We start from the raw sequence: 25,399 nt of genomic DNA, 5'->3' as shown, positions 1-25,399 counted from the left end.
CTCTCCCCGCCACCCCTGATCACGCGTGCGGCCCCACCGTCACCCTCCCCACCACCAGCTCGGCCGTCGCCTCCAGCACCTCGCCCACCCGCTCCGCCTGCTCGCCCAGCTCCCGTTCCTGCCGTGCCGTCAGCCGGACGAGCGGCTCGACCGTGACGGTCGTACGACGGCCCCGGCGCCGCTGGTGCCACACGCCCGCCGCCACACCGTCGACGAGCAGCACCGGATAGTTGCCCGCCTGGCCGCCCGCGAGGGCCCGCCGGTACGCCTCCCCGGGGAACAGCCGCTCGCGGGGCTGTCCGGCGATGACGTACGCGTCGAAGTAGGGGAGCAGCCGCACACCCCGTGCGGGCCCGTCCGGGAAGTCGGTGTCACCCGCCGCCACCCACGCCGGTGTCCCCTCGAAGTCGACCTCCTCGATACGGCCCGCAGCGGCCAGCTCGCCGAACAGGGTGGTGGCCCAGCCGGGCGGGGCCGCCAGCCATTTCGCGAAGTGCCGCGGGGTGGCCGGTCCGTAGGCGTGCAGATAGCGGCGTACGAAGGTGCCCAGCGCGTCGGGCACGGACTCCGCGCGCGGCGGGCGCGTGTACGTCGCCTTGCGACCGCGGTTCGGGCCGAAGCACAGCGTGCCCGCCCAGCCCGCCCGGTGCATCACCTGCCGCCAGCGCGGCCACAGGTCCTGGAACGCCGGCATCACCCGGTCACCGGCCCACGGGCCCGTGCGGGCCACGATCTCCTCGGTCAGCTCGTCGAGTGTCAGATACCTCCCGTCGAGCGCGTCACCGATCGCCGTCACGATCTGGCCGGCCTGCTCCTCGGTGAGCCGTACGTCGGGCGGGAACGGACTCGGTCCGGTCGGAACCGCCGTCAAGGCGGCCGACCAGAGGGGGAGTTCACGCGCCGGGAGCAGATGTACCGTGCCGCGCGGACCGTACGTCTTGATCAGGGACCGGTCGTCCCAGAGTGCCGTCCGTACGTCCGCCCGCGTCAGCCCGGCCGTCCGCACCCCGACCGAGACCTCGGCCGCGGACAGCACCTGCGCGTGCGCGCCCGCCATCGCGCCGACCACCTCGGCGACCGGTGTGCCGCTCCCGGCCGGCCTGGCCAGGAACTGCCGCTCCGCCCGCCGTGCGCTCGCGGCGTCCCATGTGATTCTCGCGGTCCTCGTCATGGAGCGACGTTAGGCGCGAATGAGGACAGATGCTGTCCTCATGGGCCCTCGCATGTGGGTCACTCCTTTCACTCACTCCACTTGCGCAACTTCCGTCGATGTTTTTCACATCGTTATCGCCCGCGGCTCGCCTTCGGTGCCGCCGCTCACGTAAGTTCAGACCAAGGTAATTCGCGCCAGCAAAGCTGCGCGGGCGGTACCGCGCAGTGGAGGGGGCTGCGCGGTGCCAGGGCCTCCCTGTTGGGGTGGCGGCGAGGTCGCGCCGGGGTCAAGCCGGCGTTCGCAGCCGGGTCACCCGTCGGAGGGACGCCGGGGACAAGTCGCCGAGCGGACCCCAAGGTGTGGCAAATCCCCCGGATCTTGCCTGGGGGTGCCCGATTTCGCTGCGTATCGGCCGTGTTTCTGTCGAGAACCAGCCATGAACGAGGGCTTCCGCGAGCACCGCCCCGTCGTCGGGTGGCTCCGGAGAGTAGTTGTGGCACGCCGATGCACGCAGCATCACTTACGAAGGGTTATGGTGGAAACCCCCCCTCGGGCCGGTCCGTCTCCCCCCCACGGACCGGCCCGATTTCTTTCTGTGCGGGGGCAGGCCTGAACACCGGCCGGAATTCTTCGTTCCGCACCCATGGGCGGCTCGCGGACGCGGCAGGGGTAGGCTTCGCCTCCGGGGACTGCCGCACGGGCAGGGACCGCCCGCGGCCACGACCGGGCCGCACATCGCGGCCTGTCCGATCCTTACGGAGGGGCTGACAATCACGTGAACCTGCGCGACAAGCTGCGTGGCCTGCTGGTCAGGCTGTACGCACGCCGGGTGGAAGGTCACCTGGACCACGCTCAGGTGCCCAAGCACATCGGCGTCATCATGGACGGCAACCGGCGCTGGGCGAAGGCCGCCGGTTCCAGCACCGTCGACGGTCACCGGGCCGGTGCCGGAAAGATCGAGGAGTTCCTCGGCTGGTGCAGTGAGACCGACGTCGAGGTCGTGACCCTCTGGCTCCTGTCGACGGACAACTTCGACCGGCCGCAGGACGAGCTCGGCCCGCTGCTCGGCATCATCGAGGACGTCGTGCGCACCCTGGCCACCGACGGCCGCTGGCGCGTGCACCACGTGGGCACCCCCGACCTGCTGCCCTCCGGGATGCAGACGGTCCTGAAGGAAGCCGAGGAGACCACCGCGCACGTCGACGGGATACTGGTCAACGTCGCCATCGGCTACGGCGGCCGCCAGGAGATCGCCTACGCCGTGCGCTCCATGCTGCTCGACGCCCAGGAGAAGGGCACCTCGATGGAGGAGCTCGCCGAGGCCGTCGACACCGACATGATCGGGCGTCACCTCTACACGAGCGACCAGCCCGACCCGGACCTGGTGATCCGCACCAGCGGCGAGCAGCGGCTGTCCGGATTCATGCTCTGGCAGACCGCGCACTCCGAGTACTACTTCTGCGACGTCTTCTGGCCGGCCTTCCGCAAGGTCGACTTCCTCCGCGCCATGCGCGACTACGCCGCCCGCCACCGGCGCTTCGGCGGCTGAGCCGTACAACGCTGAACATTTCCGAGGTGCCGTACGCCGTCCGGCGGATACCCGGGCACCGCGGTCACCGCACGTCGCAACCCGTCCCGGTACCCCTCCGAAGACGCACGTAACACGGAGTTCACCGGCTCGCCGTCATATGCCGTGGCATGGCGGCGCTCGTTCGAGGGCATAAGTCAGACAGGTCGACGCCCGAATCACGGGTGTCGTATCTCAGCGGACGGCACGGGGCCGTCCGCCCGGGAGGCCCTTTGCACCAGCCCGATCGTGCGGTCACAGCACGGACGAAGAGGCGGAGGGCCGGTTCTCGGCCCGCGCAGGGCGGCCGACGACCGGTCCAGCTCCACTCCGTCGCTCCCCGACCTCATCCGAGGGGGTACGTCCTTCCGTGGTGACCAGCACAAAGCGCCACAAGCCAGACCGGCGCACCTATGTCCTCGACACCAGCGTTCTGCTGGCCGACCCCAACGCCCTGAGCCGCTTCGACGAGCACGAGGTAGTGCTCCCCATCGTCGTGGTGACGGAACTGGAGGCCAAGAGGCACCATCCCGAACTCGGCTACTTCGCCCGGCAGGCCCTGCGTCTGCTCGACGACTACCGGATTCGTCATGGCCGTCTGGATTCCCCGATTCCGACCGGGGATCTCGGCGGGACCGTCCGTGTCGAGCTCAACCACTCGGACCCCAGCGTGTTGCCCAGCGGCTACCGCCTGGGGGACAACGACTCCCGCATCCTCGCGGTCGCCCGCAATCTGCAGGCCGAGGGGTTCGACGTCACCGTCGTGTCCAAGGATCTCCCGCTCAGGATCAAGGCGTCGTCCGTGGGCCTCCTCGCCGAGGAGTACCGCGCGGAACTCGCCATCACGGATTCCTCCGGCTGGACCGGAATGTCCGAACTGACCCTGCCCGGCGAACAGGTGGACATCCTCTTCGAGGAGGGGCACGTCTACGTCCCCGAGGCCGCCGAACTCCCGGTGCACACGGGCCTGACCATCCAGTCCGAGCGCGGCAAGGCGCTCGGCCGGGTCACACCCGAGGGCAACATCCGTGTCGTACGCGGGGACCGGGAGGCGTTCGGCATCAAGGGCCGCAGCGCCGAGCAGCGCATCGCGCTCGATCTGCTGCTCGATCCGGACGTCGGGATCGTGTCCATGGGCGGCCGGGCCGGCACCGGAAAGTCGGCGCTGGCGCTGTGCGCGGGTCTGGAGGCGGTGCTGGAGCGCCGTCAGCATCAGAAGGTGATGGTCTTCCGTCCGCTGTACGCGGTGGGCGGGCAGGAGCTCGGCTATCTGCCCGGCTCCGAGGCGGAGAAGATGAGCCCCTGGGCGCAGGCCGTCTTCGACACGCTGTCGGCGGTCACCAGCCGGGAGGTCATCGAGGAGGTCACCGCGCGCGGGATGCTGGAGGTCCTGCCGCTCACTCATATCCGCGGCCGCTCGCTGCACGACGCGTTCGTGATCGTGGACGAGGCACAGTCACTGGAAAGGAATGTGCTTCTCACCGTTCTGTCCCGGATCGGGGCCAATTCACGGGTGGTTCTCACCCATGACGTGGCCCAGCGGGACAACCTCAGGGTCGGCCGGTACGACGGTGTCGTCGCCGTCGTCGAGAAGCTGAAGGGGCATCCGCTCTTCGCTCACGTGACCCTGAACCGGTCCGAGAGGTCCCAGATCGCAGCCCTTGTGACCGAAATGCTCGAAGACGGGCAGATCTGACCACCCTGCCCCAATCGGTGGTGGTTACGCAGTAGTTGGCGCCGTTCGGAAAGGCGAAGAGCCTAGCCGGGCGGCGCCTTCGCGCGTGACGGTTTCCGTGAATCTCCTGGGTCAAACGGGATGTGAGCTTTCACACCCAACACAGAATTGCCTTGCCCCGTCGCGTTACGGCAGAGTCTCACTCCTGTCAGGCCCCGCATACGACACACCTGTACCCCCAGCGGTACGGCACCACAAAGCAACAGCATCAACTGCATAGCGATGTCGTATGCCGCCCGCGCACCACGCGGCACTCCCTCCCGAGGGAGTTGCCCACCGGGCCCGTGCCTCCCGTGACCCGTAGTTGGGGAGGCCAGTGTCAGGGGCACGATTGCGTCCGCGAGGGTCACCGAAGCGGGCGATGCTGGAAGGAAACCGTGTGAGCCGGATCTCGGTCCGGGGATTCGCAGTGGCTTCGGCCACGGCGGTCACCGCTGTCGGAAGCGTCGTCGGCGTTGCCTCGGGCAGCACCGCGCAGAACAACGACGCCGAAGCGACGGCAAACGGCACCACGTTGCTCGCGGACATCCCCTCGGGTCAGCAGGCCCAGGTGCAGACCGCGTCCCTGACGCAGCAGGCCGACGTACAGGCCATCGCCGCCGACGTGAGCGCGAAGAAGGACGCCGAGGAGGCCGCCCGCAAGGCCGCCGCCGAGTCGGCCATCGCGAAGAAGGAGGCCGCCGAGAAGGCGGCGAAGGAGGCCAAGGAGCGCACGGAGGCCAAGGAGGCCGCCAGCCGTTCCAAGGACATCTCCGACATCCCCGTCGCGAGCTCCTACTCGATCGCGCAGATCCAGGCGATGGCACGGCAGATCGTGCCCTCCGGTCAGTTCCAGTGCTTCAGCAACATCGTGGACCACGAGTCCGACTGGAACTACAAGGCCGTCAACCCCTCCTCCGGGGCCTACGGCATGTTCCAGGCACTGCCCGGCACCAAGATGTCGTCCGCCGGCGCCGACTGGCGGACCAACCCGGCCACCCAGATCAAGTGGGGCCTCGGCTACATGAACGACCGCTACGGCAGCCCGTGTGACGCCTGGTCGTTCTGGCAGGCCAACAACTGGTACTGAGCCACCCGGCCTTCGGGCCGCTGTCATCCTCCGCGTGAGCCCCACACCGTCGTCCGGTGTGGGGCTCACGCCATGTACGGTCGGACCATGTCGCGAGTGCCAGGGTGGCTCGGCCGGCTCGGCGCCGGACTGACCGAGATGAGCGAGCAGTGGAACGAGCGCCGCGCCGAGGCCGAACGGGAGCGCGGCGAAGCCGAGTCCCGGGCGGCGGCCGACGAGTACGTGCCGCCGCCCCCGGACTACGCGCCCGACGTTCCCGCGCGGCCCGATCCCGCGCTGGCCGTGCCGTGGGGGGTGCGGGTCGCGGCGGAGGCCGCCTGGCGGCTGCTCATCCTCGCGGGCACCCTGTGGGTGCTGATGCGGGTCATCAGCGCCGTCCAGCTGGTGGTGCTGGCGTTCGTGAGCGCCCTGCTGATCACCGCACTGCTCCATCCGACCGTGGGCAGGCTGCGGCGGCTCGGAGTGCCGCGCGGGCCGGCGACCGCGCTGACCGCGGTCCTCGGCTTCGTCATCATGGGCCTGATCGGCTGGTTCGTGACCTGGCAGGTCATGGAGAACATCGACGACCTCTCGGGCCAGATCCAGGACGGCATCGACGAGTTGCGGAACTGGCTGCTGAACAGCCCCTTCCACGTCACGGACAAGCAGATCAACGAGATCGCCAAGAACCTGCGTGAGGCGGTCGGCGCGAACACCGACCAGATCACCTCGGCGGGCCTGGAGGGCGTGACGGTCGTCGTCGAGGCGCTGACCGGGATCCTGCTGGCGGTCTTCTCCACCCTGTTCCTGCTCTACGACGGCAAGCGGATCTGGGAGTGGACGCTCAAGCTGGTCCCGGCGGCGGCGCGGCCGGGAGTGGCCGGAGCCGGGCCGGCGGCGTGGCGGACGCTGACGGCGTATGTGCGGGGCACGGTGATCGTCGCGCTGATCGACGCGATCTTCATCGGCCTGGGGATCTACTTCCTCGATGTGCCGATGGCCGTGCCGCTGGCGGTGTTCATCTTCCTGTTCGCGTTCATCCCGCTGGTGGGCGCTGTGGTGTCCGGGGCGCTGGCCGTGGTGGTCGCGCTGGTCACCCAGGGGGTGTTCACGGCGGTCATGACGCTGGCGGTGGTGCTCGCGGTGCAGCAGATCGAGGGCCACATCCTGCAGCCGTTCATCCTGGGACGGGCGGTGCGGGTGCATCCGCTCGCGGTGGTGCTGTCCGTCGCGTGCGGAGGGATGGTGGCCGGGATCGGCGGTGCGGTGGTCGCCGTGCCGCTGGTCGCGGTGACGAACACGGTGGCCGGGTATCTGCGCGCGCATTCACGGGAGTCGGCGCTACGGCATTCGGTACGGCCGCGGGGCGCCACGGCGGTGAGCGCCGAGCCGCCTGCCCCTGCCCCTGCCCCTGCCCCGGACCCGCCGTCGGCGTAGTCCGGGGACAGGAGCCGGGCATGCAACAGGGCCCCGTCCACCATGCCCAGGGGACGGGGCCCTGCAGTTCGTCGCCCGCGGTTCATCGCCCGCGGCCGGGAGTTGCCTACTCCGCCAGGACCGCCTCGGCGTCCAGCGTCACGCCGACCGCCTGGATCACGGACGCGATCTTGAAGGACTCCTGGATGACGTCGCGGTCGATGCCGGCCTTGCGCAGGACCTGCTCGTGGGAGTCGAGGCACATGCCGCAGCCGTTGATGGCGGAGACCGCGAAGGACCAGAGCTCGAAGTCGACCTTGTCGACGCCCGGGTTGCCGATGACGTTCATCCGCAGGCCCGCGCGCAGGGTGCCGTACTCGTGGTCCGAGAGCAGGTGGCGCGTGCGGTAGAAGACGTTGTTCATCGCCATCACCGCGGCAGCGGCCTTCGCCGCCGTGTAGGCCTCCGGCGACAGGTTGGCCTTCGCCTCCGGCTCCAGCTCGCGCAGCACGATCGGGGAGCGCGAGGCGATGGCCGTGGCCAGCACCGTGCCCCACAGCTGCTGGGCCGGCAGGTCGGAGTTGCCGATGACCGAGCCCAGGTTGAGCTTCAGGTCCTTGGCGTAGTCCGGTATCGCGGACTTCAGGTTGTCGAGGGACATCTCAGATCACTCCCCGGACAGCAGCGCGACGGGGTCGAGCGTCTCGTCGCCCTTGCTCCAGTTGCAGGGGCAGAGCTCGTCGGTCTGCAGGGCGTCGAGGACCCGCAGGACCTCCTTGGGGTTACGGCCGACCGAACCCGCGGTCACCATCGAGAACTGGATCTCGTTGTTCTGGTCCACGATGAACACCGCGCGCTTGGCGAAGCCGTCCTCGCCCTCGATGCCGAGGTCCCGCATGAGCTCGTGCTTGGAGTCGGCCATCATCGGGAAGGGCAGGTCACGCAGGTCGTCGTGGTCCTTGCGCCAGGCGTGGTGGACGAACTCGGAGTCGCCGGAGAAGCCGAGGACCTGCGCGTCGCGGTCGGCGAACTCCTCGTTCAGCTTGCCGAAGGCGGCGATCTCGGTCGGGCACACGAAGGTGAAGTCCTTGGGCCAGGCGAAGACGACCTTCCACTGACCCTCGTAGGTCTTGTGGTTGATCTGCTCGAACTCCGCGCCCTTCTCCAGCGAGACACAGGCGGTCAGGTCGAACTCGGGGAACTTGTCACCGACGGTGAGCACACACTCTCCTTGCAGCGAAGAAACACCCGGATTGCGGGTGTTTCCCATGGGTTGGACTGTGTTGATGTTGGCACAGCCTCGATTGATTACGGAAATAGCTACACTCGGTCGGGTTGATCGGAGGTAGTTATTAGTGACTGTGGGTAATAAGCGCAGGCAGCCCAGCCTTGCCCAGCTGCGTGCCTTCGCGGCCGTGGCCGAGCATCTGCACTTCCGGGACGCCGCCGGGGCGATCGGCATGAGCCAGCCCGCCCTCTCGGGTGCCGTCTCCGCGCTGGAGGAGACACTCGGAGTGACGCTCCTGGAGCGTACGACGCGCAAGGTGCTGCTCTCACCCGAGGGCGAGCGGATCGCCGTACGGGCCAAGGCGGTGCTGGGTGAAGTGGGTGCCCTCATGGAGGAGGCCGAGGCGGCTCGGGCCCCGTTCACCGGGGTGCTGCGGCTCGGGGTGATTCCGACGGTGGCGCCCTATCTGCTGCCGACGGTCCTCAGGCTCGTCCACGAACGGTATCCGCACCTCGACCTCCAGGTGCACGAGGAGCAGACCACCAGCCTGCTCGACGGTCTCACCAGCGGGCGCCTCGACCTGCTGCTGCTCGCGGTGCCGCTCGGCGTCCCGGGCGTGAGCGAACTCCCTCTCTTCGACGAGGACTTCGTGCTCGTCACCCCGCTCGACCACCGGCTCGGCGGGCGTGAGGGCATTCCGCGGGAGGCGCTGCGCGAGCTGAACCTGCTGCTGCTGGACGAGGGGCACTGCCTGCGCGACCAGGCCCTCGACATCTGCCGGGAGGCCGGCCGCGACGATGTGCCGGTCACGACGACCGCCGCCGGGCTGTCCACGCTGGTGCAGCTCGTCGCCGGCGGGCTCGGTGTCACACTGCTGCCGCGCACCGCCCTCACGGTCGAGACCTCCCGCAGCAACCAGCTCCTCACCGGGTACTTCGCCGACCCGGCCCCCACCCGCCGGATCGCCCTGGCGATGCGGACGGGGGCGGCGCGCGGCGCCGAGTACGAGGAACTGGCGGCGGCCCTGCGCCAGGCACTGCGGCCGCTGTCCGTACGGGTCGTCGGCGAGGACGCCTGACGATCCGTACGGGCAGCGGCCCGTGGGGCGCCACCTTGATCCCGCCAGATGGCGGCCCGTAGGGGGACTCCCTTGCCCGGTCCGCCGGGCAGGGGCCCGCAGGGAGTCCTACCAGGCCCGCCCGGCAGCGGCCGTACGACAGATCTACTCGGTCCGCAGACCGTCCGGCCGCATCAGCCTCCACAGCGGAGGCAGGCTCAGCAGGGTCACCACCAGGACGACCCCGGCGCCGATGCCGGTCATCGACAGCACGCTCGGCCAGTCCACGCGGATGGAGGTGTCCGTCATCCGCAGCAGGACCGCGCCCAGGGCCATGCCCACCGTCGCGGCGAGCAGCAGGCCGAGACCGATCGGGATCGCCGTCTGCCACAGCACCGACAGGCTGAGGGTGCGGCGCCGGGTGCCGAAGGCGATCAGCGACGACAGCAGCTTGCGGCGTTCGCGCAACTGCTCCAGCTGCGAGACCAGCAGACTCGCCCCGATCAGCGCCAGCACACACGCGGCGCCGACGGACAGGCCGGTGCGGATGGTGGCGTAGCGCTCGTTGCTCTCGATGCTGTTCCACGTCATCGGTTCGACCGCCGGGCCCAGTCGCGCGGCCGTGTTGCGCACGTAGTCGTACGCGTCCGGCACCGAGGGGTCCAGGCTCAGGAAGAGCTGCGCGGAGGTGGCCGCCCCGAGCTTCTCGGGCAGCGCGCCGGGCGTGATCAGGATGCCGCCGCGCTCGAACCCGGTGGGGTCTTCGCGGGACTGGGCCTGCCTGATGTCCTTCGGCACGGTCCAGGAGACCCAGCCGTCGCCGGAGCGGCGGGTGTCGCCAGGGTCGGCCCACAACGTCGTGCCGGGCTTGGACAGGTGGTCGCTGCCGCTGTCGTACTCCGAGCCCTTGACGGCGAAGACGTCACCGTCGCGGCAGGAAGGGAGTGTGGCCACCTCGCGCAGCGACGCGCAGTCGGCCACGGTGACTTGGGCGATGGACTCCGCCTCGCCGCGCCGGTCGCCGAGATAGACATCGGACAGTGTGGTGACCTTGCGCACGCCCTCGGTGTCGCGGTACTTCCCGGCGATGGCCGAGGTGACGGCGCCCTCCGGCACGTCCACGCTCATCTGGGCCCGGGAGACGTCGTACTGGGATGCCCTGGTGTACTGGCCCTCCACTCCGGCGAACAGCATCTGAAGGGCGATCGCCCCGGCCACCGCCACCGCGATGCCGTTGACCATCCGTGCCGCCGTGCCGCTGCTCAGCTGAAGCCTGCGCACGGCCAGTTGCCAGGCGACCCCGCCGGAGCCGAGCCGCGCCACGACCGTCTCCACCACCCAGGGGAGCAGCGCCGTGACGCCGACCAGCAGGAGCATCACGCCGCCGACGACGAGGTACTGGTTGAAGTTCTCGCCGTCGTCGCCCTGCCCGACCATCGGGTAGAGCAGCGCGAGGCCGCCCAGCGGCAGCAGCAGCCGCCACCACAGGCGGCGCCGCGCCGGCTTGGCCGTGCGCACCACGCCGAGCGGCTCGATGACCACCCCGCGCAGGGCGAGGATCGTCACCAGGACCGCCGCCGTCGGCACCGCCAGCGCGACCAGGACGGCCAGCACGGGAGAGGGGTTCAGATAGCTCGGGAACACGCTGACGCGGAACACCTCGGCAGATGCTGCCAGTTCGCGTCCGAGCAGGAAGAACCCGGTGCCGAGGACGAGTCCCAGCACGGATCCTGCCAGCGCCTCGCCGGCGGCGATCCGCCGCGTCATCCGGCTGTCGGAGCCGACCAGCCGCAGTGCCGCGAGCCTGCGGTCGCGCCGCTCGCCGCCGAACCGTACGGCCGCGGCGATGAACACGGCGACCGGCATCAGCAGCACCACGAAGACGACCAGGACCAGCAGGAGCAGCACCGGGTCCCAGGGATCGGACGACCCCAGATCGTCGTTGCCGAAGCTGTCGATCCGGGCCCCGCTGGCGACACCCTCCAGCTGCTTCTCGAGCCCCTTGCCGCCCGCGAAGTAGGCGAGTTCCTGGGAGCCGACGAGCCCCTGCTCGCCGACGGTACCCGTGATCCGGTAGTCCAGCCGTTCCCGCAGCAGCTTCCCCTCGCCGGATGTGAGCAGCTCCTTCAGCGCGGGGGAGACGACCATCTCGCCCGGCGCGGGGAACTCCGAAACGCCCGGCGGCAGCGGGGCCTTCGGACCCTCCGGCTCCAGCAGCCGCCCGCGGACGTCCAGGTCGCGGAAGGTGGTGTCCGCGTCCACGACGACCAGGGTGTTGTCGGCCTTCGGTATCTTCTGCTGGCTGAAGGTGTGGTCGCTGCGCGCCTCCTCGCGCCGGTCCCGCTCCGCCAGCGCGTTCGGGATGGCGGTGGTGAGCAGCAGCAGCGCCACGCCGAGCCCGACGCCGACGGCCGTGAGCAGCGCCCGGGTCCAGCCCTCGCGTCCGCCGGCGAAGGCGTACCGGGTGCCCATCGCCAGGTCGCGGCCCCACTGCCGTGCGCTCATACGACGCGCTCCATGTCCCGGGACTTCCCGTCCCGTACGACGATCTCGCGGTCGGAGTAGGCGGCGACCCGGGCCTCGTGCGTGACGAGCACCACGGCCGCGTTGGTGGACCGGGCGGCTTCGGTGAGCAGTTCCATCACGCGCTCGCCGTTGAGCGAGTCGAGTGCGCCGGTCGGCTCGTCGGCGAAGATCACGCGCGGATTCGTCACCAGCGAGCGGGCGACGGCGACGCGCTGCCCCTGACCGCCGGACACCTCGCCGGGCCGCTTCTTGCGCAGCTCGTCGACCTCGAGACGCTCCATCCACGCCAGCGCGGTCCGCTCGGCCTCCTTGCGGGACGACCCGTTCAGACGCAGCGGGAGCGCGACGTTCTCCACACAGGTGAGTTCCGGCACGAGCTGGCCGAACTGGAAGACGAACCCGAACTCGGAGCGCCGGAGCGCACTGCGCTCGGCGTCGCTCATCGAGGTCACCTCGCGCCCGTTGTAGGTGATCGTGCCCGAGTCGGGCATGACGATCCCGGCGAGGCAGTGCAGCAGGGTCGACTTGCCTGAGCCGGACGGCCCCATCACGGCGACGACCTCGCCCGGGTGGATGGAGAACTCGGCGCCGTCGAGGGCGGTGGTCGGGCCGTACGCCTTGCGCAGGTCCTGCGCGGTGAGCAGTGAGCCGGCGGGATGGGTCATCGGGCCACCGCCTCACGGAGCTTGTCCAGACGCGCGGCGGTCAGTTCCAGCCAGCGCAGGTCGGCCTCCAGGTGGAACAGGGCGTGGTCGCAGATGAGCTGGTCGGCCAGGTCGCCCTTGCGCTTGCGGTCGGTGAGGATCCGCATGCTGCGCAGGTGCTCGGAGCGCTGGGTGTCGAGGATGTCGGCGGCGTCTCGGTGGGTGAGCAGCGCGAGGACGACCTTGGTGTAGAGGGTCGACTGGAGGTACGGCTCCGGCTTCTCCGGCGTGGCGAGCCAGCGCTCGACGTCGGTGATGCCGGCCTCGGTGATCGCGTACCGCTTGCGCTCGGGCCCGTCGCCCGCCTCGATGCCGTCGACCTCGACGAGGCCGTTCTTCAGCAGCCGGGACATCGTCGAGTAGACCTGGCCGTAGTGCAGCGGCCGGTCGTGACCGAACTTCTCGTCGAAGGCCCGCTTCAGGTCGTAACCGTGGCGCGGGCCGGACTCCAGGAGTCCCAGGAGAGTGTGACCGATGGACATGCCGAGGACTCTACACACCGTGTATACGTCGCATGTATACGCCGGGTGTGCAGAGGGTGGCCGGTGGTACGGGTGCGCAGGTCGGGCCGGGTTGTCACAGTTCTGCAACTCCCGGCCCGACCGGCGATCGGGAGGCCGTTCAGGTCGACGGGGGTTCAGGGCTGGAGCCCCCGGGCGGCCGCCCGCGCCGGGGGATGGGCCGGGTCTCCCGTGGCAGGCGCCCCGCGTCGGCGAGCGCCTTCCGCAGCAGGAACTCGATCTGGGCGTTCGCCGACCGCAGCTCGTCCCCGGCCCAGCGCGCCAGCGCCTCGTACACCGCCGGGTCCAGCCGCAGCAGCACCTGCTTGCGCTGCTGCTGCGGCCGGCGCTGAGGGCCCGGACCCTCGGGCGGCACGGTCACTGGTAGAGGGACCCGGTGTTGAGGACCGGCTGCGCGGCGCGGTCCCCGCACAGCACCACCATGAGGTTGGAGACCATCGCCGCCTTCCGCTCGGAGTCCAGCTCCACGATGTCCCGCTCGGTGATCCGGGCGATCGCGGCCTCGACCATGCCCACCGCCCCGTCCACGATCTGCCGCCGGGCCGCGACGACCGCGCCGGCCTGCTGCCGCTGGAGCATCGCCGAGGCGATCTCGGGGGCGTACGCGAGGTGCGTGAAGCGCGACTCGATGATCTGCACTCCGGCGGCCTCCACGCGCGCGTGCAGTTCGACGGCGAGCTTCTCGGTGATCTCCTCGGCGTTGCCGCGCAGCGAGAGGCCGTTCTCGTCGTGCGCGTCGTAGGGGTACTCGATGGCGATGTGCCGCACGGCCGCCTCGGTCTGGGTGGAGACGAACTCGATGTAGTCGTCCACCTCGAAGGTGGCCTGGGCGGTGTCCTCGACCCGCCACACCACGACCGCGGCGAGCTCGATCGGGTTGCCGTAGGCGTCGTTGACCTTCAGGACGGCGGTCTCGTGGTTGCGGACCCGCGTCGAGATCTTGGTGCGGGAGGTGAGCGGGTTCACCCAGCGCAGGCCGTCCTCCCGGATCGTCCCCCGGTAGCGGCCGAAGAGCTGGACGACACGGGCCTCGCCGGGCGCCACCATGTTCAGCCCGCACATGGCCAGGAACGCCGCGAGCGCGACCAGGATGCCGCCGATGATCAGGCCGGCCTTCGCGCCGCTCCCGTCCACCGCCGTGGCGGCCGCGATCAGCCCGGCACCGGCCAGCAGTCCGAGCAGGCCGAGGAGCAGGGCGAGTCCGCCGCCGATGCTGTGGGCGGTGAACTCCCGTACGCGTGGGGCCGGCATCTCGGGTACATCGGCGGTGACCTGCGCGTCGTGTGTGGACATGGGTGGATCCCCCGTTCTCTCCGCGGAGCCATCCTGCATAGCGTCCGTCTATCTAAGTGATATCACTTTATCGCGTTCTGGCAACCCTTCGGGTGTCTTGAACGTCGGTTCCGTTGGGATGGGTGCTGATTGTCACGTCCGCAAAGGGCCGGATCGGCAGCCCTATCTCTTATCTCCCGGTGTTAGCTTTCTGAGCTGACCTGAGCGGCGAACCTGTGTGACGCGTGAGCACACATGAACGAAGCGGAGCGGATCGGACTCATGGGACGAGCGGAAGAGAGACGCGCCCGACAGCGCGGTGGGCGCCGGGCGGCACCCAAGAGCCACCGTTCGTCGGCCGCGGCCGGGAAGGGCGGCATACGCAGGCTCTTCACCTGGAAGAAGATCCTCGGCACCTTCTTCGGCCTGTGCCTGCTCGGCATGGGGGCCTTCATCGTGCTGTACATGGTGATCGACATCCCCGAGGGGAACGCCGACGCCAAGCGCCAGAGCAACATCTACAAGTACAGCGACGGCTCGATCATGGCCCGCGACGGCAAGGTCAACCGCGAGGTCGTCGACCTGTCCAGGGTGCCCAAGGAGGTCCGGCAGACCTTCGTCGCGGCCGAGAACAAGACCTTCTACAAGGACGCCGGCGTCGACCTCAAGGGCACCGCACGCGGCGTGGTCAACACGCTCTCCGGCCGCGGCGCGCAGGGCGGTTCGACGATCACCCAGCAGTACGTCAAGAACTACTACCTGACGCAGGAACAGACCGTCTCGCGCAAGCTGAAGGAACTGGTCATCTCGCTGAAGCTGGACCGGGAGAAGTCCAAGGACTACATCCTGGCCGGCTACATCAACACCAGTTACTACGGCCGCAACGCCTACGGCATCCAGGCCGCCGCCCAGGCCTACTACCACAAGGACGCCGAGGACCTCACGGTCGCGCAGGGCGCCTACCTCGCCGCGCTGCTCCAGGCACCGAGCCAGTACGACTGGGCGGTCGCCTCCGAGGGCGGTAAGAAAATGGCCAAGGCCCGCTGGAACTACGTCCTGAAGAACATGGTCGAGGAAGGCTGGCTGAGCCAGTCCGAGCGTGACGGCATGAAGTTCCCGGTGCCCAAGGAGCCCAAGCCCGCCCCCGGCATGGAGGGCCAGAAGGGCTATCTGGTCAACTCGGCCAACGCGACCCTGGAGAAGCAGCTCGTCGCCGAGGGCATCGCGAGCAGCCGCAAGGAAGCCGAGGCGCTGGTCAACGCCGGCGGCTGGACCCTCACGCTGAACATCGACAAGAAGAAGCAGGCCGCGCTGGAGAAGTCCGTCCGGCAGCAGCTGATCAGCAAGCTCGACCCCGACAAGCGCGAGGTCGACGCGGCCGTCCAGGCCGGTGCCGCGTCCGTGAACCCCAAGACGGGCGCCGTGGTCGCGATGTACGGCGGCACGGACTACTTCAAGCACTACATGAACAACGCCACCCGCGCCGACTACCAGCCCGCCTCCACCTTCAAGCCGGTCATCCTGGCCGCGGCCCTGGAGGAGCAGGCGAAGACGCAGGACGGCGACCCGATCGCCGCGAACACGGTCTACGACGGCACGAGCAAGCGCCCGGTCGTGGAGAACGGCAGCAAGGTCGGCTTCGCCCCCGAGAACGAGGACGACCGGAACTACGGGCCCATCAGCGTCCAGACGGCGATGAACAAGTCCGTCAACTCCGTCTTCGCGCAGATGGGCGTCGACGTCGGCATGTCCAAGGTGGTCGACGTCGCCGGCAAGCTCGGCATGGACACCGAGAACATGGAGGCCGTGCCCGCGCAGACCCTGGGCAGCATGGGCGCGAGCCCCCTGCAGATGGCCGGGGTCTACGCGACCCTCGACAACCACGGCAAGAAGGTCACCCCGTCCCTCGTGAAGTCGGCGGAGCACCTGAACCAGAAGGTCACCATGCCCGACCCGATCGGCGAGCAGGTCATCAGCTCCGAGGCGGCCGACTCGGTGACCTCCGTGCTGACCGGCGTGGTCGACGACGGCACCGCGCAGGGGTCCGTACGCAACAATCCGGCCCGCGACGGCCAGCAGGTGGCGGGTAAGACGGGTACGTCCGACAACAACAAGTCGGCCTGGTTCACCGGCTACACGCCGAACCTGGTCACCTCGGTGGGCCTGTTCGGCGAGGACGCCAAGACCCACGCGCAGGTCGCGATGTACAAGGCGGCCGGCGAGCCCCGCATCGACGGCGGTGCCTTCCCGGCACGGATCTGGGCGGCGTACACCTTCGGCGTCATGGGCGACGTCACCAAGTTCAACCTGGACACCCAGCAGGGCGCGGCCGTCCAGCCGACCTGGACGCCGACGCCCACGCAGTCGGAGACCGAAGAGCCCACCGAGGAGCCGACGACCGAGGAACCGTCGTCGTCCCCGCCGCCGACGACGGAGGAGCCGAGCACTTCGCCTCCGCCGACCCCGTCGACCTCACCGCCGACCTTCACCCCGCCGACGACCCCGGGAACGACCCCGCCGACCGACGGCGACCCGTTCGACCCGGTCAAGCCGGGCGACGAGGAGTAGGAGAAGCGAAGGGGCGCCCGGCATCGTGCCGGGCGCCCCTTCGCCGTGTTCCCTGTTCCGTGCTCCGTGTGTCAGGTGCTCAGGTGCGGTTGAGCTCGAACCAGACGACCTTGCCCGTGCTGAGCCGTGTCGCACCCCACCGCCGGGCCAGCCGGTTCACCAGGTACAGACCGCGTCCGCCCTCGTCGGTGGCGCGGGCCTGGCGCAGGCGGGGCAACTGGGGGACGTCGTCCCCCACTTCGCAGCGCAGGACATCGGTGCGCAGCAGGCGTACGGTGACCGGCCGGGTCGCGTACCGCACGGCGTTGGTGACGACCTCGCTGACCAGCAGCTCGACGGAGTCGCTGAGTTCTTCGAGGCCCCAGCGCTGCAGGGCGCGCCGGGCCAGCCGGCGGGCCCGGCCGGGGGCGGCGTCCTCCGGCTCCAGGAACCAGTACGCCACATCGCTGGGCGCGATCCCGTCGAAGCGGGCGGCGAGCAGCGCGATGTCGTCGTCCCGGTCGCCCGGGCCGAGCATGTCGAGCACCTCGTCGCAGAGCGCCTCGAGCGGCGGCGGATGGTCGGGGCCGGTGAGCTGCGCGGTCGCGGCGAGCTTCTCGCGCAGCTGCTCGATGCCGGTCCAGACGTCCCGGAGGCGCGACTCGACCAGGCCGTCGGTGTACAGCAGCAGGGTCGCGCCGGCGGGCGCGTCCAGCTCCACCGCCTCGAAGTCGACACCGCCGACCCCGATGGGGGCACCGGCCGGCACGCGCAGCACCTCGGCCCGGCCGCCCAGGTGGAGCAGGACGGGCGGCGGGTGACCGGCGTTGGCGATGGTGATGCGGTGCGATACCGGGTCGTAGACGGCGTACAGGCAGGTCGCCATGCGGTCCACGCCGAGGCGCTGGGCCTGTTCGTCGAGGTGGTGCAGCACCTCCTGCGGCGGCAGGTCGAGGCCCGCGAGGGTCTGGGCGGTGGTGCGCAGCTGGCCCATGATGGCGGCCGAGGTCATGGAATGGCCCATGACGTCACCGACGACCAGGGCGACCCGGCTGCCGGGCAGCGGGATCGCGTCGTACCAGTCGCCGCCGACCCGGGCGGTCTCCGCCGCCGGCAGATAGCGGGAGGCGAGCCGCACACCGGTGGGGCGGGGCAGCGTCTCGGGCAGCATGGTGCGCTGCAGCTCGTCCGCGATGTACGCCTCGCGCCCGTACAGCACGGCCTTGTCGATGCCCAGCGCGCTGTGCGTGGCCAGCTGGGCGGCCACCAGCAGGTCGTCCGGCTCGAAGGCGACGCGTTCCGGGCGGCGCAGGAACAGGGCGGCGCCGATGACCCGGCGCCGGCCGCGCAGCGGGGCGAGGATCGCCCGCTGTCCGTCCGGTACGGCGAATTCGCCGCCCTCGCCGAGCAGCTCGGGCAGCGCGGCACGGGCCGCGGGAGCGTCGGTGAAAACCGGGCGCACGCCCCGCAGCACCTCGGCGAGCGCGCTGCCGGGCCGCACCTCGCACAGCTCGGCGCCGACCGCGTCCAGCTCGTCCGGTTCGGGCTGCGCGGCCGGCTGGAAGCCGTTCTCGGTGTCGCGCTCCGCCGGTATCCGGTCGGTGCGGCGCAGCCGCAGCACCAGCGGGCCGGTGGGGCGCTCGTCGCCCACGGGCAGCGGGTCGCGCAGATAGACCAGGATCGCGTCGGAGAAGGTGGGCACGGTGGCCCGGCACAGCCCCATCACGATCTCGTCGAGGTCGATGCCGCGGGCGATCCGCCGGGTGGCGGCGCCGACGAACCGGAGCCGGTCGCCGTCCCGCCGCATCGGCGTGGGCTTGCCCGGCGGCAGGCTCTGGCCGCTGCGGCGCTCGGGCCCCTCGGGGCTCGGCGCCGGCCGGTCCGGCTCGTCGGCCGGCTGGACCGGAATGCCCTCCGGGGAGGGGCGCGGCCGCGGGGTCTCGCGCTCGGCTGTCTGCTCGGCACCCGGCTGGGAGTGCTCGGAGGCGGGGTCGCTCACGGTGTCCTTGCCCTTGCCGAACGGCGTGGAGGTGGCCGGCTCCGAGGTGCCCGGCGTGGTGTGCGCCGTCGTGACCGGAACGGTGACGTCGCCGCCTGAGCGGCCCTGTACCGGTAAGGCGCCCGAGCCGGGCGTGCGCGCCGGTGTCGAGGTATGCGCGAGCGCCCCGCGGGGATCCGCGGGGTCGATGCCCGTCTGCGGGCGTTCGAAGGAGGTCGGCTGCTCCGTCACGCGTGTCGAATCCATCCGTCCGGGGCTGCACGCCAGAGGTGCAGGTGGTCCCGCCGAAACTCCGATACCCGGAATACGTGCCCCAGGAACGGAATCCCCGCGTGGTCAGAGGTTGTTTCTGTGCCACCGGCGGACCGTCTGCGGCCCTCAGGGGCCCGCTGATGGCCCCCAGGGCCCGTGGAGCAGGCCCTGCCGGTGTTGCCCTCGTACCCCTCGCTCACGTCCTGCCGCCCCTCGGTGACGATCGGTCAAGCCCAGCGCGTGCTCCGGTAGTTGCCGCCGCGCGCCCTTGCGGAGGACGATCCTACGTTTCTTGCCCGGGGGCGCATCAAGGGTCTCATGAGGACACATGCGCGGGCGTACGATCCCAGTCCTCCGGCAGTGACGGTACCGCCCAGGACGGATCCGGGCGCCATTGCTGCCAGCCTTCCGAGAACGGCGGCCCCCACGCGCGGATCACCTCCACCGCGGCCTGCCCCGCCGCTCGTACCTTTTCCGCCTGTTGGTCGTCCATCAACCCGTCCCGCCGGGCCTGGGCGAACTCGTCCTCGTCCCGCCAGTGCCAACTGCGGTCCGGATGGACGGAAATGTCCAGGAAGTGGTCCACGGAGTCGACGCCGCCCGCCCAACGGGCCAGCGGCTCCTCCAGGTTCACGTACCAGTTCTTGAACTGCCAGCCCGGATCCCAGAACAGCCACACCGACCAGGGCTCGCCGGGCCGGGCCAGCTTCAGGACACCCGTACCGAACCACCGGTCCCGCTGCACGGTGCGCGGCTTGGTGTAGCGCGACTCCAGCGGCTCCAGGTGCACGGGCGTGCCGTCGGCGAGCACGGGCTTCACACACTCGGTGCCTGGCGCCAGCCACACGGCGAGCAGATCCGCGTCGTCCCGTACGACGGTGACGGGACGCACGATGTGCAGATGCGCGCCGCCGTTGTCCCGGTACCGCCACAGGATCCGGCTCCCGGGCGCCCAGAAGCCTGCCGCACCACCCGTTTCCACGCGTCTCACCGCTCCACCCTCTGCCATGCACAGATATTAGGTGCCATAGGCATACGACGCTGCGGCGCGTGTCATGGTTCACGCGCCGGGCGTACTCGCTCCACGCATCGTCACGGGTGCGTCATCCGCAGGACATCCAGCGCCTCGTCGAGCTGCTCCCGGGTCAGGTCGCCGCGCTCCACGTACCCGCCGTCCAGGACGACCTGACGGATGGTCTTCCGCTCGGCCAGCGCCTTCTTGGCGACCTTCGCGGCCTCCTCGTACCCGATGTACTTGTTGAGCGGGGTGACGACGGAGGGGGAGGACTCGGCGTACTCCCGCGCCCGCTCGCGGTCGGCGGTGACGCCGTCGACGGTCCGGTCGGCGAGCAGCCGCGAGACGTTGGCGAGCAGCCGGATCGACTCCAGCACGTTCTTCGCGATGACCGGCAGCATGACGTTGAGCTCGAAGTTGCCGGCGGCGCCCGCCGTGGCCACGGTCGCGTCGTTCCCGACGACCTGGGCCGCCACCATCAGCACGGCCTCGGGAATGACCGGATTCACCTTGCCCGGCATGATCGAGGAGCCGGGCTGGAGGTCGGGCAGGGCGATCTCGGCGAGGCCGGTGCGCGGGCCCGAGGACATCCACCGCAGATCGTTGGCGATCTTCGTCAGCCCGACCGCGATGGTCCGCAGCTGCCCGCTGGTCTCGACGATGCCGTCCCGGGCGCCCTGTGCCTCGAAGTGGTCCCGGGCCTCGGTCAGGGGCAGCCCGGTCGTGCGGGCGACCTCCTCGATCACGGCGGCGGAGAAACCGGGCGGGGTGTTGATGCCGGTGCCGACGGCCGTGCCGCCGAGGGGCAGTTCGGCGAGCCGGGGGAGGGAGGCCTCGAGCCGCTCGATGCCGTACCGCACCTGGGCGGCGTACCCGCCGAACTCCTGCCCCAGCGTCACGGGCGTGGCGTCCATCAGATGGGTCCGCCCCGACTTCACGACGTCGGCGAACTCCTCGGCCTTGCGCCCGAGGGCGGCCGAAAGGTGCTCCAGGGCCGGGACGAGGTCGCGGATGACGGCGGCGGCGGCGGCGATGTGGATCGACGAGGGGAAGACGTCGTTCGACGACTGGGAGGCGTTGACGTGATCATTGGGATGCACGCTCCGGCCCAGCCGCTCGCTCGCCAGGGTCGCGAGGACCTCGTTGGTGTTCATGTTGGACGAGGTCCCGGACCCGGTCTGGAACACATCGACCGGGAAGTGCTCGTCCCACTTCCCCTCGGCCACCTCGGCGGCGGCCGCCTGGATCGCCTCGGCGATCTCCTTGTCCAGGACCCCCAGCTCGGCATTGACCTTGGCCGCCGCCCCCTTGATCCGCGCCAGCGCCTCGATGTGCGCCCGCTCGATCCGCTGCCCGGAGACGGGAAAGTTCTCCACGGCCCGCTGCGTCTGGGCCCGCCACTTGGCGTGAGCGGGGACGCGCACCTCGCCCATGGAGTCGTGCTCGATCCGGTACTTCTGTTCCTCGTCGGCCACAGCCGATCACCTCCACCTCGGACAGCACCCTCGGGCTGCGTACTGTTCCCGAAGCTCGTACCCGTCCGCCTACCGCGCGCGGAGCTGTTCGTCCAGGCGGCCCAACTCGTCGATCAGCCCGCCATGCCCGCGCCAGGCCCCCAGCGCCCGCAGGGCGTCCTCCCGCAGCAGGTCCGGCACGCCGGCGTCGCTCCCCTCCGGGGCCGGACGGCCCTGAAGGCGGGCGATGCAGATACGGACGGTCTGCCGCTCCACCGTGCCCAGATCCAGACCGGGCGTGCCACGGATCAGCCGTACGTACTCGGCCGCCTCGTAGCCGTCGCGGAGCGAGAACATGTTGTCGAAGAAGGCGAGGCTGCCCCGGGAGCCCCGGCGCGCGGCCTCCTGGACGCGGCGCGTGGACCGTATCGCCCGCACCACATTCACCACCACGACCAGGGGGAAGTAGGCCGTGATCAGGCCGACCAGCGCCCAGGCGACGAGGCGTCCGGTGCGGCCCCCCAGGTGGTACAGCAGCAGGTAGCCGCCCCACAACGGTGACGTGATGACGATGAGCTTGGCCAGATGCCAGGTACTGCCCACCACGAAACCGATCCAGTGCCACACGGACAGGCCGTGCACCGGATGTCCCTCGAGGCGCATCGCGTCGGGTACGGCCAGGACCAGCCTCGGCGTACGCAGCGCCCGTGCGCTCCGGCCGCAGCGCACGGCGTAGAGCACGCTGGGCCCCCACAGCAGCGCGTACACGCTCAGCGAGGCGTACACCGTGGCCTGGATCAGTCCCCTGAGCGGTTCCCCGCGCAGCATGTCGGCGATTCCGAAGCCGAACTGCAGCGCCGCCTGCAGCCCGGCGAGCAGGACCAGCGTCCGCAGCAGCACGATGGTGTCCAGGGTGTCCATCTGCCAGCCCACCGTGCGTTTGAGGACCCGTTCCAGGAAGACGCGGGCGCGGCTCTTGCCCGTTCCGTAGGACAGGGGCTGGGTGGACTGGAACCACCAGAAGAAGAAGAACGGGACGGCGTTCCACCACAGCAGTTGGTCCCGTACGACCCACCAGGTGCCGTTCGGGTAGATGAACACACCGACCAGGGCATGCAGGACGCACACGAGCGCGACACCGGCAGGGGCCCTGCTCACGACTCTGCGGACCTTGACGAGGTCGTCGTCGGTCTGCAGCCGCCGCAGGTCGACGTCGACGGCGTGGGACTCCGCCGCCAGCGACCGCTCGCTCAGCATGGTGATCAGCAGGCGTCGGATCGACAGCCGGATGGCGTCGGTGAGTGCGGGCAGGGTGACGCAGTCGCGCAGCGCGGTCGTACGGATCCAGTAGCTGCCGCCCGCGAACGCCCGGTCGATGTACTGCTCCCGCGCCTCCTCGGGCAGCAGCGGCAGGCAGTCGATCGCGAACTTGCGGTCACTGATGCTGCCGTGGCACCACGCCGCGTGCACCAGGGCTTCCACCAGCGGCTGGATCCGCTCGTGTGGCCACCGCGCGCGGCCCTGATACGCGGTGGTCAGCAGCTCCAGGCAGTGCACACCGGCCGACGACCACGCGAACGGGGTGTGGGCCGGAGGCGCCTTCGATCTCTCCTCGCCCACCAGGGATCCGTACGACGACCAGCTCAGCTCAGTGACCACGGGCACGTGGGGACGTTCCGCGGCTGCCTGGGCCGTCTGGTACCGGACCAGCTCCCTCTCCAGGATCCCGGCGAGTTCCGCGAGGAGCGGAGCGACGACCTCCGGCAGGCCGTCCTGGAGCACGGTCACGGCCGTCTCGCGCCAGCGGCCGTGGACGGCGAGGTCCTGGGCCGACAGGGCGGACGGATGCTCGGCGACATAGCGGCTCGCGAAGTACTCCTTGACGAGCCGATGGCAGAAGAAGACCCGGCGCTTTCCGTACCCCTCACCCGAGGACGCCAGGAGCCTCGACCTGGACAAGGCGCCCGTCAGCGCCTCGGCCAGGGCCGGGTCGCCCCCCGCGTGCTCGGCGATGGCCTCCCGGTACCTTCCCTCCGTCACCGACAGACCGCGGCTGGTAGACGTCAGCTGAAAGGCGAACCGCTCGAGGAAGCTCTCGGTCAGCCGCAGCTCGGCCGCAGAACCGCCGTCGGCGTCGCCCGCCGGGTCGGCCTCCGCCCACGCCGCGCCCAACCGCTCGGTGACGTGCTCCTTGAACAGATCGCCAGGACGATCCGGGAGCGTTCTCCGGGTCCGTACATAGGCGGCGAGCAGCTTGACGTTCAGTGGATTCTGCAGTTCCGTCACGAAGCCGTGCCGGGGGTCGGTCAGCAGCGGCTGGACGAGTGCGACGCCCTGCCGGTCGAGACCCAGTCGGCGCAGGAAGGTCTCCTGCAGGAGCGGTGACAGGCCGAGGATCTGCAGCCTGGTCCAGCCGGCCGCGGAGGGGCCCTTGTACACCCGGGATGCGAGCACACAGCGGCCGCCTCCGCCGACGAGCTCGATGACCGTCTGCACGTAGGGGTTGACCGCCTCCTGGATGGTCGCGCTGCCGAGGACCGACGGGATCTCGTCGAAGGAGTCCAGCAGCAGGATCACCCGGCGCTCGCGGAGGTCCTCGCCGAAGTGGTGGGCGAAGTACGCCGTGACCTCGGGGCTGCCCTTGGGGCCGGTCTGCTGCTCGATGTACCGGCGCAGCACCGTCACGTTGATCTCGTTGGGCCGTGCCCGCAGCTCGCGCAGGTTGACGTAGATCGGCAGCGGCGCGTCCGGGGTCTTCCCGGCGGCGATCTGTTCCAGCGCGAGCCGGGCCTGCCGCCGCAAGGCCACGCTCTTGCCCGCTCCCGGCGCGCCTTGGAGCAGGACAAGATCCGACTGCGGACGGGCGAGGACCTCGGTGAGGGGCCGGGTGGCCTGCCGGCCGTACCGGCGCCGGAGCCCCCGACGGCCGGTGTTCTGGTACTGGTCCACGTCCTCGACGATGACGGACAGGTCGATCAGCCTGTGGTCGAGCCAGTGGATCTCGTCCATTGTCGATGTCAGCTTGCGCAGCAGGAGCGTGGCCAGATTTCTGCGGAACGCGCGGTCGTTCGCCGGCGCGGGCGGCACCGGCGAAGCCGCGAGGTCGGCGGCGGACCGGAGTGGTGCTCCGTCGACGTTGATCAGGTTGTTGATGACGTTCTTGACATTCCAGCCCGCCTGGTCGAACCCCGGCTCCGGCTGTCTCGCAGGTGAGCCCCACGTCTCGGCGCGGGGCGGATCAAAAGTGAGTACCGGCCCACTGCGCCAACTGGTCCAAGGAGTTGCCCGCCTCGGCGACCGCGTTGGCCGACCCACCCAGCGCCCGCAGCCGGTCGGCGATCCGGGTGAGACGCCCGGCTACGACGTCCCCGTCCCCGTCCTCGTCCGCGTCGCCGTCCCCGTCTCCAGCGGCATCGACCACCTGGGCCAACTCGGTGTCCACCTGGGCGAGTTCCTCGGTCGGGACGCCCTCCAGCTCCCGGATTCTCGACCGGAGTTCACCGAGCACCTCGGTGAACTCCTGCGGCCCGCTGGCTTCCGTCAGATGCAGGTCGCCCGCGATGGTGTAGATCCGGGCATTGCCGTGGAACTGCCACCCAGGCTGATTGATGGTCACCGACATTCCCCCTGATACGTCCCCCGACATGATCTGCCGTCAGAATAGGGTCGACAAACACCCGTTGTCAGTAAATCGGACAGGACGGCTGTCAGTGGGAAGAATGTGACGGATGGCATCAGGTGCCCAGGGCAATCGAATCGGGTGCATCCGGGCGTATCGGCTCCAGGGTGAAGCGGACGGGGGGGGGGGTGGGGGGTAGCCACCACACCCCCCCCAACAACAAAACAACCCCCGGCCCCCCGCCCCCCAGTTCATGTAAAGAGGCCGCCCGGCCCCGGCCCCGCGC

The 25,399-nt window shown here is 70.2% G+C and carries 19 protein-coding genes; 6 read left to right on the top strand and 13 right to left on the bottom strand.

Features of this window, described 5'->3' with window-relative positions; genetic code table 11:
• Positions 1–19 precede the first annotated feature (19 nt).
• Positions 20–1,171, bottom strand: coding sequence for a winged helix DNA-binding domain-containing protein (locus ACFT4A_RS19010; protein ID WP_382831567.1), 1,152 nt, complete (start codon positions 1,169–1,171; stop codon positions 20–22).
• 757 nt (positions 1,172–1,928) lie between these two features.
• Between ACFT4A_RS19010 and ACFT4A_RS19005 the strand changes: the two genes are divergently transcribed.
• The 4 genes from ACFT4A_RS19005 to ACFT4A_RS18990 all read left to right on the top strand — a co-directional run bounded on the left by ACFT4A_RS19005 (position 1,929) and on the right by ACFT4A_RS18990 (position 6,940).
• Positions 1,929–2,702 carry an isoprenyl transferase gene (locus ACFT4A_RS19005; RefSeq protein WP_382831566.1) on the top strand — a complete coding sequence of 258 codons (774 nt, stop codon included), beginning with the start codon at positions 1,929–1,931 and terminating at the stop codon, positions 2,700–2,702.
• Between the two features lie 388 nt (positions 2,703–3,090).
• Positions 3,091–4,416: a PhoH family protein gene (locus tag ACFT4A_RS19000; protein ID WP_189722994.1), complete on the top strand. Its 1,326-nt coding sequence runs from the start codon at positions 3,091–3,093 to the stop codon at positions 4,414–4,416.
• Between the two features lie 400 nt (positions 4,417–4,816).
• The gene (locus ACFT4A_RS18995) at positions 4,817–5,524 is read left to right on the top strand and encodes a transglycosylase SLT domain-containing protein (protein ID WP_382831563.1); all 708 of its coding nucleotides are present in this window, start codon (positions 4,817–4,819) and stop codon (positions 5,522–5,524) included.
• 87 nt (positions 5,525–5,611) lie between these two features.
• Entirely contained in the window at positions 5,612–6,940 is a 1,329-nt protein-coding gene (locus ACFT4A_RS18990) for an AI-2E family transporter (RefSeq protein WP_382831560.1), read from the top strand.
• A gap of 106 nt (positions 6,941–7,046) precedes the next feature.
• Here the strand turns inward: ACFT4A_RS18990 and ACFT4A_RS18985 are convergent, their stop codons facing one another.
• Positions 7,047–7,580, bottom strand: coding sequence for an alkyl hydroperoxide reductase (locus ACFT4A_RS18985; protein ID WP_215118847.1), 534 nt, complete (start codon positions 7,578–7,580; stop codon positions 7,047–7,049).
• 6 nt (positions 7,581–7,586) lie between these two features.
• A complete protein-coding gene (locus ACFT4A_RS18980; RefSeq protein ID WP_189722998.1) occupies positions 7,587–8,141 on the bottom strand; it encodes a peroxiredoxin in 555 nt (184 codons plus the stop codon).
• 133 nt (positions 8,142–8,274) lie between these two features.
• Here ACFT4A_RS18980 and ACFT4A_RS18975 point away from each other — a divergent pair, with 133 nt between their 5' ends.
• On the top strand, positions 8,275–9,225 hold the full coding sequence (locus ACFT4A_RS18975) for a LysR substrate-binding domain-containing protein (RefSeq protein WP_382831557.1): 951 nt from the start codon (positions 8,275–8,277) through the stop codon (positions 9,223–9,225).
• A 144-nt stretch (positions 9,226–9,369) separates the two neighbouring features.
• Here ACFT4A_RS18975 and ACFT4A_RS18970 read toward each other — a convergent pair whose 3' ends face one another.
• The 5 genes from ACFT4A_RS18970 to ACFT4A_RS18950 all read right to left on the bottom strand — a co-directional run bounded on the left by ACFT4A_RS18970 (position 9,370) and on the right by ACFT4A_RS18950 (position 14,248).
• On the bottom strand, positions 9,370–11,709 hold the full coding sequence (locus ACFT4A_RS18970; RefSeq protein WP_382831554.1) for an ABC transporter permease: 2,340 nt from the start codon (positions 11,707–11,709) through the stop codon (positions 9,370–9,372).
• Positions 11,706–12,395 (bottom strand): ABC transporter ATP-binding protein, encoded by a 690-nt coding sequence (locus tag ACFT4A_RS18965; protein WP_382831552.1) that lies wholly within the window; start codon positions 12,393–12,395, stop codon positions 11,706–11,708. Before ACFT4A_RS18965 ends, ACFT4A_RS18970 begins: the two co-directional genes overlap by 4 nt.
• Entirely contained in the window at positions 12,392–12,916 is a 525-nt protein-coding gene (locus tag ACFT4A_RS18960; protein WP_382831549.1) for a PadR family transcriptional regulator, read from the bottom strand. Before ACFT4A_RS18960 ends, ACFT4A_RS18965 begins: the two co-directional genes overlap by 4 nt.
• Positions 12,917–13,055: 139 nt before the next feature.
• Complete coding sequence (locus ACFT4A_RS18955; RefSeq protein WP_382831547.1) at positions 13,056–13,316, bottom strand: hypothetical protein; 261 nt, start codon at positions 13,314–13,316, stop codon at positions 13,056–13,058.
• The gene (locus tag ACFT4A_RS18950) at positions 13,313–14,248 is read right to left on the bottom strand and encodes an SPFH domain-containing protein (RefSeq protein WP_382831545.1); all 936 of its coding nucleotides are present in this window, start codon (positions 14,246–14,248) and stop codon (positions 13,313–13,315) included. The genes ACFT4A_RS18955 and ACFT4A_RS18950 overlap by 4 nt, the downstream gene beginning before the upstream one ends.
• Before the next feature lie 261 nt (positions 14,249–14,509).
• Here ACFT4A_RS18950 and ACFT4A_RS18945 point away from each other — a divergent pair, with 261 nt between their 5' ends.
• A complete protein-coding gene (locus ACFT4A_RS18945) occupies positions 14,510–16,795 on the top strand; it encodes a transglycosylase domain-containing protein (protein WP_382831542.1) in 2,286 nt (761 codons plus the stop codon).
• A gap of 79 nt (positions 16,796–16,874) precedes the next feature.
• Here ACFT4A_RS18945 and ACFT4A_RS18940 read toward each other — a convergent pair whose 3' ends face one another.
• From ACFT4A_RS18940 to ACFT4A_RS18920, 5 genes are all read right to left on the bottom strand, one after another.
• Positions 16,875–19,019 (bottom strand): SpoIIE family protein phosphatase, encoded by a 2,145-nt coding sequence (locus ACFT4A_RS18940; RefSeq protein ID WP_382831540.1) that lies wholly within the window; start codon positions 19,017–19,019, stop codon positions 16,875–16,877.
• A 322-nt stretch (positions 19,020–19,341) separates the two neighbouring features.
• Positions 19,342–20,034, bottom strand: coding sequence for a DUF402 domain-containing protein (locus ACFT4A_RS18935; protein WP_382831537.1), 693 nt, complete (start codon positions 20,032–20,034; stop codon positions 19,342–19,344).
• Positions 20,035–20,117: 83 nt separating this feature from the next.
• Positions 20,118–21,515 (bottom strand): class II fumarate hydratase, encoded by a 1,398-nt coding sequence (locus tag ACFT4A_RS18930; protein WP_382831534.1) that lies wholly within the window; start codon positions 21,513–21,515, stop codon positions 20,118–20,120.
• A gap of 69 nt (positions 21,516–21,584) precedes the next feature.
• Positions 21,585–24,581 carry an NACHT domain-containing protein gene (locus tag ACFT4A_RS18925; protein WP_382831531.1) on the bottom strand — a complete coding sequence of 999 codons (2,997 nt, stop codon included), beginning with the start codon at positions 24,579–24,581 and terminating at the stop codon, positions 21,585–21,587.
• 151 nt (positions 24,582–24,732) lie between these two features.
• A complete protein-coding gene (locus ACFT4A_RS18920) occupies positions 24,733–25,110 on the bottom strand; it encodes a hypothetical protein (RefSeq protein WP_382831528.1) in 378 nt (125 codons plus the stop codon).
• Positions 25,111–25,399: the final 289 nt, after the last annotated feature.

Source organism: Streptomyces sp. NPDC057099 (assembly GCF_042671245.1).
GTDB lineage: Bacteria > Actinomycetota > Actinomycetes > Streptomycetales > Streptomycetaceae > Streptomyces > Streptomyces purpurascens.
Note: the sequence above shows the minus strand (reverse complement) of the source record. Positions and strands in the feature narration are given on the sequence as shown.

Coding starts and splice junctions, on each gene's coding strand:
- ACFT4A_RS18945 (WP_382831542.1), top strand. CDS start 14,510: ATGGGACGAGCGGAAGAGAGACGCGCCCGACAGCGCGGTGGGCGCCGG.
- ACFT4A_RS18935 (WP_382831537.1), bottom strand. CDS start 20,034: ATGGCAGAGGGTGGAGCGGTGAGACGCGTGGAAACGGGTGGTGCGGCA.
- ACFT4A_RS18970 (WP_382831554.1), bottom strand. CDS start 11,709: ATGAGCGCACGGCAGTGGGGCCGCGACCTGGCGATGGGCACCCGGTAC.
- ACFT4A_RS18965 (WP_382831552.1), bottom strand. CDS start 12,395: ATGACCCATCCCGCCGGCTCACTGCTCACCGCGCAGGACCTGCGCAAG.
- ACFT4A_RS18950 (WP_382831545.1), bottom strand. CDS start 14,248: ATGTCCACACACGACGCGCAGGTCACCGCCGATGTACCCGAGATGCCG.
- ACFT4A_RS18985 (WP_215118847.1), bottom strand. CDS start 7,580: ATGTCCCTCGACAACCTGAAGTCCGCGATACCGGACTACGCCAAGGAC.
- ACFT4A_RS18960 (WP_382831549.1), bottom strand. CDS start 12,916: ATGTCCATCGGTCACACTCTCCTGGGACTCCTGGAGTCCGGCCCGCGC.
- ACFT4A_RS18995 (WP_382831563.1), top strand. CDS start 4,817: ATGCTGGAAGGAAACCGTGTGAGCCGGATCTCGGTCCGGGGATTCGCA.
- ACFT4A_RS18940 (WP_382831540.1), bottom strand. CDS start 19,019: ATGGATTCGACACGCGTGACGGAGCAGCCGACCTCCTTCGAACGCCCG.
- ACFT4A_RS19010 (WP_382831567.1), bottom strand. CDS start 1,171: ATGACGAGGACCGCGAGAATCACATGGGACGCCGCGAGCGCACGGCGG.
- ACFT4A_RS18990 (WP_382831560.1), top strand. CDS start 5,612: ATGTCGCGAGTGCCAGGGTGGCTCGGCCGGCTCGGCGCCGGACTGACC.